A 6,644-nucleotide genomic window follows, 5' to 3' on the forward strand; every position below is an offset into this window, starting at 1 on the left:
TTGCTCGAGGACGCGGCTCAGGCCTTCGGCGCTGCCGGGACGGCCACCACCGGGGTCTGCTCCACCTTCAGCTTCTTCCCGACGAAGAACCTGTTCGCGCTCGGAGACGGCGGCCTCGTCGCCTGCACGGATTCCGAGGTGGCCGAGCGCCTGCGGATGCTTCGCTTTCACGGCTCGCGCGACAAGCAGACCTTCGAGCTGATCGGGACCAACTCGCGGCTCGACGCGATCCAGGCCGCGGCGCTGCGCGTCTTCCTGCCGCACCTCGCGGGCTGGAACGAGGGTCGTCGCGCGGGAGCGGCACGCTACGCCGAGCTGGGCCTCGGCAACGTCGTCGATCTGCCGCCTGACGTTCCGGGCCACGTCTACCACATGTATGTCGTGCGTACGCCGGATCGAGCGCTGATCTCTGCAGCGCTCGAGGAAGCGGGCATCGCTTCCGCCTCGTACTACGTGACTCCGCTGCATCTGCAGCCCGCGATGCGGTACCTCGGGTACAGGCCCGGCTCGCTGCCCGAGACGGAGCGCGCGGCGGCCGACAACCTGGCGCTCCCGCTCTGGGGCTGCATCGGTGCCGATGAGCAGGAGCAGGTCGTCTCGACCGTGCTCGCTGCCATGGCCGTCACGGCTGCGTGAGTCGGCTGGAGGCGAGTGTGCAGGCCCGTGCTACTGCTCCTCGAACTGTCCTGAGGTGAGGTCTCCGTTCAACCGCCACGCGGTCTGGCAGATAGCAACGGACGCGGCGCTGATCGCCGCTGCCTGGACGTTCGCCTGGCTCCTCCGCTTCGATCAGGGACGGCCGGTGTATTACAACCACTATCTCGACTGGCAGATCATCCTGATCGTCGTCGGGATCCAGCTCACGGTGTTCGCTCTCGCCGGCTTCTACAACCGCTGGTGGCGCTACGTCTCGACGCGAGACATGTGGGGGGCTCTGCGAGGGGTGTGTCTCGCCTCGCTCGCTACCTTCGTCGTCTTCACCCTCTTCGAGTTCCACCCGGCCCGCGTCCCGAAGGGTGTCTGGTTCATCGACCTGCTTCTCTGTCTCGCCTTCGTCGCCGGATCGCGTCTGCTCGCCCGCACGCTGATCGAGCGGCCGCTGCCGGGTCAGGTCGTCGCACGGGGGAAGGAGGCCATCGTGGTCGGCGCCGGGGATGCAGCCCAACTCGTGATCAAGGAGATGCTTCGCAACCCCGCACTCGGCTATACACCGATCGGGATCGTCGACGACGATCCGCGCAAGCGCAACCTGCGGCTCCACGGGATCCGCGTCCTCGGCACGACCGCAGACCTGCCGCAGGTCATCCGCGACCGCCGTCCAGACGAGGTGCTGATCGCGATGCCATCGGCCTCGGGCGAGGTGCGCGGCCGTGTCGTCGAGGCGGCGCGGGCAGGAGGACTACCCGTCAAGACACTGCCCGGGTTGGCCGAGCTCGTGAGCGGCGACTCGGGTCTCGCGACCCAGCTGCGGCCCGTCGAGGTCGAGGACGTACTCGGGAGGGAGCCGGTCGAGGTCGATCTCGAGGCAATCGCCGGCTACGTCTCGGGCGAAGTAGTAATGGTCACCGGCGCGGGTGGATCGATCGGGTCGGAGCTCTGCAGGCAGCTCTCTCGTCTCGGCCCGACAAGGCTCGTATTGGTCGACCACTCGGAGCCAGCGCTCTTCGAGATCGACCGCGAGCTCGCGCGCGAGCGCGGCTTCCTGAGCGGTGTGGCCGTCGTTGCGGACGTCAAGGACGGTGTCAGGATGCGCCAGGTCTTCGCGAGTCACCGCCCGACCGTGATCTTCCACGCCGCCGCCTACAAGCACGTTGCGATGATGGAGATGAACCCGCTCGAGGCAGTGCGTAACAACACCCTGGGGACGCGCACCGTCGCCGATACTGCAGTCGAGTTCGGTGCCGAGCGGTTCGTGCTCGTCTCGACCGACAAAGCGGCTAATCCGCAGACGATCATGGGTCAGTCGAAGGCGCTCTGCGAGTGGATCGTCGAGACGTGGGGCCACCGGGCCGACGTCTCGACGCGGTTCGTCGCGGTGCGCTTCGGCAACGTCCTCGGCTCGTCCGGGTCGGTGATCCCGATCTTCCGTCGCCAGATTGCGCGGGGCGGGCCGTTGACGGTGACGCATCCCGACATGACGCGGTTCTTCATGACGATCCCCGAAGCCGTGCAGCTCGTCGTCCAGGCGGGCGCGATTGCGGAGCGTGGGCAGGTCTATGTCCTCGATATGGGCGACCCGGTGCGGATCATGGACCTGGCCGAGAACATGATTCGCCTCTCGGGAAAGGAACCGGGGAGCGAGATCGCGATCCAGGTGATCGGCCCCGCGCCGGGCGAAAAGCTGCACGAGGTGCTCGTCGGCGAGGGCGAGGTCGTGTCGGCAAGCCCTCACCCGAAAATCCAGCGGATCGCCCGGCCTCCGGTCGAGGGCGCGTGGCTCGAGGGTGAGCTCGCGGTGCTCGAGCGGCTTGTCGATTCCGGCGATGCGACGGCGCTCGTGGACGAGTTGCGACGGATCGTCGCAGATCCACGACGCGGGGCGGTTGCGGCTTCCGCTCGAGGCCCGGGAGAGCTCCCGGTGCCATCCACAGATGACTCCGATCCCACTTTGCATCATGAGGTAGGGCTGACACCCGTCCCTGGCTCAGAGAGCTGAGAGCAACAGGTCGAGCATCAGCTCCGGATCGCGCTGCTCGCGCGCACCTGCCGCCTCCTTCTTCGCGAGCACGAGAGCGTCCGCGTCGGTCAACTCGGCCAGCCGTCCGTCCTCGATCAACCCCTCGTCGATCGCGCCGAGAGTTCCGGCGAACGTCGTCCAGACCGGCGTTCCGAGCGCGACGGCCTCGCGGTTCATCGTGCCGCCGGCGGAGACGACGAGGTCGGCGAGTGCGATCAGGCTTTGCGCATCGATCGCGTGCTCGGGGACGACGAGCGACGGGAGCGGCGCGTCGCGGATCGCGTCGCGCTGCGCCGGGGTGCGGGGGAGAACGACGGCCTGGACAGAGGGGTCGTTGCCGAGGCGCTCGAGCACGTCGGCGAAGAGCGGGTTCCCGTGGCGATGGTAGAGGGAGACCTCGGGTGGGGTGCGAACGACAGCGAGGACGCGGGCCGGGTCGAGGTCGAGCACGTCGAGGACGGCGGAGTCGGGCGTGAATCCCGAGAGGTAGTACTCCTCCTTGAGGCCCGGGTACCGCCGTACCTTGGTGGCCTTCGCACCCAGGCGGTCGAGCCGTTTCTGCGGGATCGCATCCGGAACGATCACCCGGGTGGCGGCGCGCGAGCCGAGTGTGTGTTGCGAGCGCGCGAACTCGTAGTCGTAGGCGTACGACGAACGGACATCGAGCGAACGCGCCGCGAGCGGTAGCTCGTGCGAGGCGTGGGAGAGCGCGAGGGCGAAGTTCTGCGGCCTCGCCCACGATCGCAGCGCCCTCAGCCGTGAGCCCATTGCCCGGATCTTTCCGGCGCGTCCGCCGCCGCCGTGGGGCGGGCCGACGATCTCGTGCGCGATCCCTGCCACCTCGAGCAACTCCAGCGTCTGTGCGAAGTCGCGCGCCGAGACCCGCACCTCGTGCCCCCGCTGCTCGAGCAGAGCGATCAGCGGCCGGAAGAACGGCACGTGCGGCGAGTTCGTCATGTCGATCCAGACCTTCATGCTCCGACCGTATCGTGTCGGACGGCCGCCGTCGGCGCGTGGAGCTCGATATCGGCCTCCGACCACTATCACTCAATCCGTGATCCTGAGATAACATTCGCTTATGGACACGCGTCAGCTCGCCGCATTCTGTGCCGTCGTCGAGCTCCACAGCTTCTCGCAGGCGGCCGAACGACTCGGTGTCACGCAGCCCGCGGTGTCCCTCCAGGTTCGATCGCTCGAGAAGCGGCTCGGCACACAGCTGCTCGATCGGTCGGGTCGGAGGGTCGAGCCCACCGAGGCCGGGTTGCGGCTCTTTCGTAGCGCGCAGCGGCTGCTTCAGCTCGAAGAGCAGATGCTCGACGAGGTGTCCGCTGAGAGCGCAGGGGCCCTCACCGGCGAGCTCTCGATCGGCGCTTCGACGGGGCCGGCCGCGGTAGCCGTTCCGATTCTCCTCTGCGAGTTTCAACAGCAGCATCCCGACCTGCGCGTTGCACTCGAGGTGCACGACACCCAGACCGTGGTCGACCTCGTCGCCAACCGTGAGCTCGAGCTCGGCATCGTCGGAGCCGCGCGCCGGCATCGGGCGGTCCGCTTCGAGCCGATTCTCGAGGACGAGGTGATCCTGATCTGCCTGCCTGGTCATTCTTTTGCCGGGCGCACGATCGAGCTCGACGAGCTGCGCGAGGAGACGCTGATCGTGATGCAGGAGGGCGCCGGCGTGCGGCAGGTGGTGGAGGACGAGCTGCGCTCGATGGGGGTGAGGCTGCGCGATCTCGCGATATCGCTCGAGCTCGGACTGCAGGAGTCGGTGCGAAGCGCGGTGCAGGCCGGGTACGGTGTGACGTTCATCTCCCGAACGGCCGTGGAGTCGGACCTGGCCGCAGGGACACTGGCCGAGGCGCGTCTCTCAGGAATGAACGCCACGCGGGAGATCTCGCTCGTTCGGGCGTCAGGTCGGGTTGCGACGAGGGCAGCGGACGAGTTCGTTACCTTCGTGAACGCGCGGACGTAAGCGCGCTGAGCCAGGTCAGGCAGGCGTCTGCGAAGCGCTGACGACGCGCCGCAGGCTGACGATACCGACCACCCGGTCCTCGTCGTCAACCACCGGGAGATGACGGAAGCCGTGCTCGAGCATGACCCGCGCCGCCTCCTCGACATCGGTGTCGGCCGACGCGGTGACGGGATCGGAAGTCATCCACTGCCGGACGCGCGCCTCGCTCGAGTGAACGCGCGCGGCCATCGCCTTGAGGAGATCTCGCTCGGTCAGAATCCCGATCAGCCGGCCGCTGTCCTTGACGGCGACGGCACCGACATTCACTGCCGTCATCCGTTCGGCGACCTCGCCCAGCGTGTCCTCCGGCGCAACCTCGATGAAGTCGGGTCGCATTACATCGGAGAGCCGGGACATCGGGCGAGTCTATCGGAGACTCGCCAAAGCGCCTAGCCGGGCGTCGGAGGAGGCCGGCGTAGCGGTACCGTAAGCCCTGTCTTCAATAAGTCTCCGTAATGCAACGAATAACCAATCGTGGTAGGCTTGCACCATGACGCCTCCGGCGCGATACGACGTGCTCGTGATCGGCAGCGGCGCCTCGGGCCTCGCAGCGGCGGTTGCGGCCGAACGCGGCGGGGCGAGTGTCGCGCTCGCCACAAAGGGCTCCATCCAGGCCAACAACTCCTCCAAGGCGCAGGGTGGGATTCAGGCCCCTTTCGGAGCGGACGACTCGCCCGAGCTGCACGCCGAGGACATGATGCGGTCGTCGCACGACACCGCCGACCCGCGGCTCGTCGAGGCGCTGACCGGAGATGCCCAATCGGGGATCCACTGGCTCGAGGAGCTCGGTTGCGCCTTCACCCGGGAGAACGGCGGCTACAGGCTGGCCCGCTGCGGCGGCGCCTCGCGGCACCGTCTTCTCCAGGTGGGCGACCGCACCGGGCACGCCATCACGAAGGCGCTCCGCGAGGCGCACGAGGGGGGCAGCGCACGCAGCTTCCAGAACCACGCCCTCACAGCCCTCGAGGTGACGCCGTCCAGCTGGCGCGCGTCGTTCGACGTCAAGGACGGTGACCCGGTCACGCTCGACGCCGGTACGGTCGTCCTTGCCGCAGGAGGCCGCTGTTACGCCGAAGCCGAGCGTCGTCACGAGCTCTCGACCAACCACCCGAATGCAACCGGCGAGGTGACCCGGATCGCGCTCGACCTGGGAGCCGAGGCGCGCGACCTCGATGCGCTGCAGTACCACCCAAACGGCGGCGCCTGGCCCGTCACGATGCAGGGCTACTCGATCCCCGAGACGACCCGCGCCTACGGGGCGGTGCTCCTGAACGCGAACGGCGAGGAGTTCACTGACTCGCTCGGTCCTCGTGACGTCGTCTCGCAGGCGATCTTCGACGAGGTCGCGGCCGGCCGTGGCGTCGAGACCGAGGACGGCCGTCCCGCGGTCTACCTCGACACCACGCGCATCTCGGAGGCCGACGCCGATATCTCGCTGCCGTACATGCTGCGGCGCTACCGCGGCGCCGGCATCGACCCACTGACGGAGCCCCTGCTCACGTTCCCGGTCCTCCACTACCAGAACGGTGGTCTCGTGATCGACGAGAGCGCCGAGACCACGCTCGAGGGCCTGTACGCCTGCGGTGAAATTGCAGGTGGCACCCACGGGCGCAACCGCATGATGGGCAATTCGCTGCTCGAGTGCGTCGTCTTCGGACGGCGTGCCGGACGGGCAGCCTCGGAGAAAGCGAGCGTATGAGCACGACAACCACCACCGATCTCGACGGAGCTGTCGAAGATGCCGCAGCACACCTGTATGTCTGGGCGCTGAAGGACATCCCGCAGGACCTCCGTGACGCACTCGCGGACGCACGCGACCGTGAGACCTCGAAGACGGGCATCCGAATTCTCGAGACGATCCATCGCAACGTCTCGATCGCAGACGAGCAGAAGAACCTCGTCTGCCAGGACACCGGCATCGCCGTCTACACCTGCCGCGTCGGCGAGCACTTCCCGCTC

Annotated in this window: 7 protein-coding genes; 5 read left to right on the top strand and 2 right to left on the bottom strand. The window is 67.8% G+C overall.

Features of this window, described 5'->3' with window-relative positions:
* Together ABIR74_RS13690 and ABIR74_RS13695 are read left to right on the top strand one after the other, a co-directional pair.
* A partial coding sequence (locus ABIR74_RS13690; protein WP_348179074.1) for a DegT/DnrJ/EryC1/StrS family aminotransferase occupies positions 1-636 on the top strand: 636 nt, incomplete at its 5' end.
* A 55-nt stretch (positions 637-691) separates the two neighbouring features.
* Positions 692-2,656 (top strand): nucleoside-diphosphate sugar epimerase/dehydratase, encoded by a 1,965-nt coding sequence (locus ABIR74_RS13695; protein ID WP_348179076.1) that lies wholly within the window; start codon positions 692-694, stop codon positions 2,654-2,656.
* Here the strand turns inward: ABIR74_RS13695 and ABIR74_RS13700 are convergent.
* Entirely contained in the window at positions 2,645-3,652 is a 1,008-nt protein-coding gene (locus ABIR74_RS13700) for a DUF354 domain-containing protein (protein WP_348179078.1), read from the bottom strand. The two genes, ABIR74_RS13695 and ABIR74_RS13700, sit on opposite strands and share 12 nt — an antisense overlap.
* 103 nt (positions 3,653-3,755) lie before the next feature.
* Here ABIR74_RS13700 and ABIR74_RS13705 point away from each other — a divergent pair, with 103 nt between their 5' ends.
* A complete protein-coding gene (locus ABIR74_RS13705; protein ID WP_348179080.1) occupies positions 3,756-4,646 on the top strand; it encodes a selenium metabolism-associated LysR family transcriptional regulator in 891 nt (296 codons plus the stop codon).
* A 15-nt stretch (positions 4,647-4,661) separates the two neighbouring features.
* Here the strand turns inward: ABIR74_RS13705 and ABIR74_RS13710 are convergent, their stop codons facing one another.
* Positions 4,662-5,042, bottom strand: a complete 381-nt coding sequence (locus ABIR74_RS13710; protein ID WP_348179082.1) for a CBS domain-containing protein — start codon at positions 5,040-5,042, stop codon at positions 4,662-4,664.
* Between the two features lie 133 nt (positions 5,043-5,175).
* Here ABIR74_RS13710 and ABIR74_RS13715 point away from each other — a divergent pair, with 133 nt between their 5' ends.
* A complete protein-coding gene (locus ABIR74_RS13715; RefSeq protein ID WP_348179084.1) occupies positions 5,176-6,384 on the top strand; it encodes an FAD-dependent oxidoreductase in 1,209 nt (402 codons plus the stop codon).
* Positions 6,381-6,644 (top strand): fumarate hydratase (locus ABIR74_RS13720; RefSeq protein WP_348179086.1); only part of this gene is annotated, 264 nt, incomplete at its 3' end. The genes ABIR74_RS13715 and ABIR74_RS13720, both read left to right, overlap by 4 nt.

The organism is Gaiella sp. (assembly GCF_039915195.1).
Taxonomy (GTDB): domain Bacteria; phylum Actinomycetota; class Thermoleophilia; order Gaiellales; family Gaiellaceae; genus Gaiella.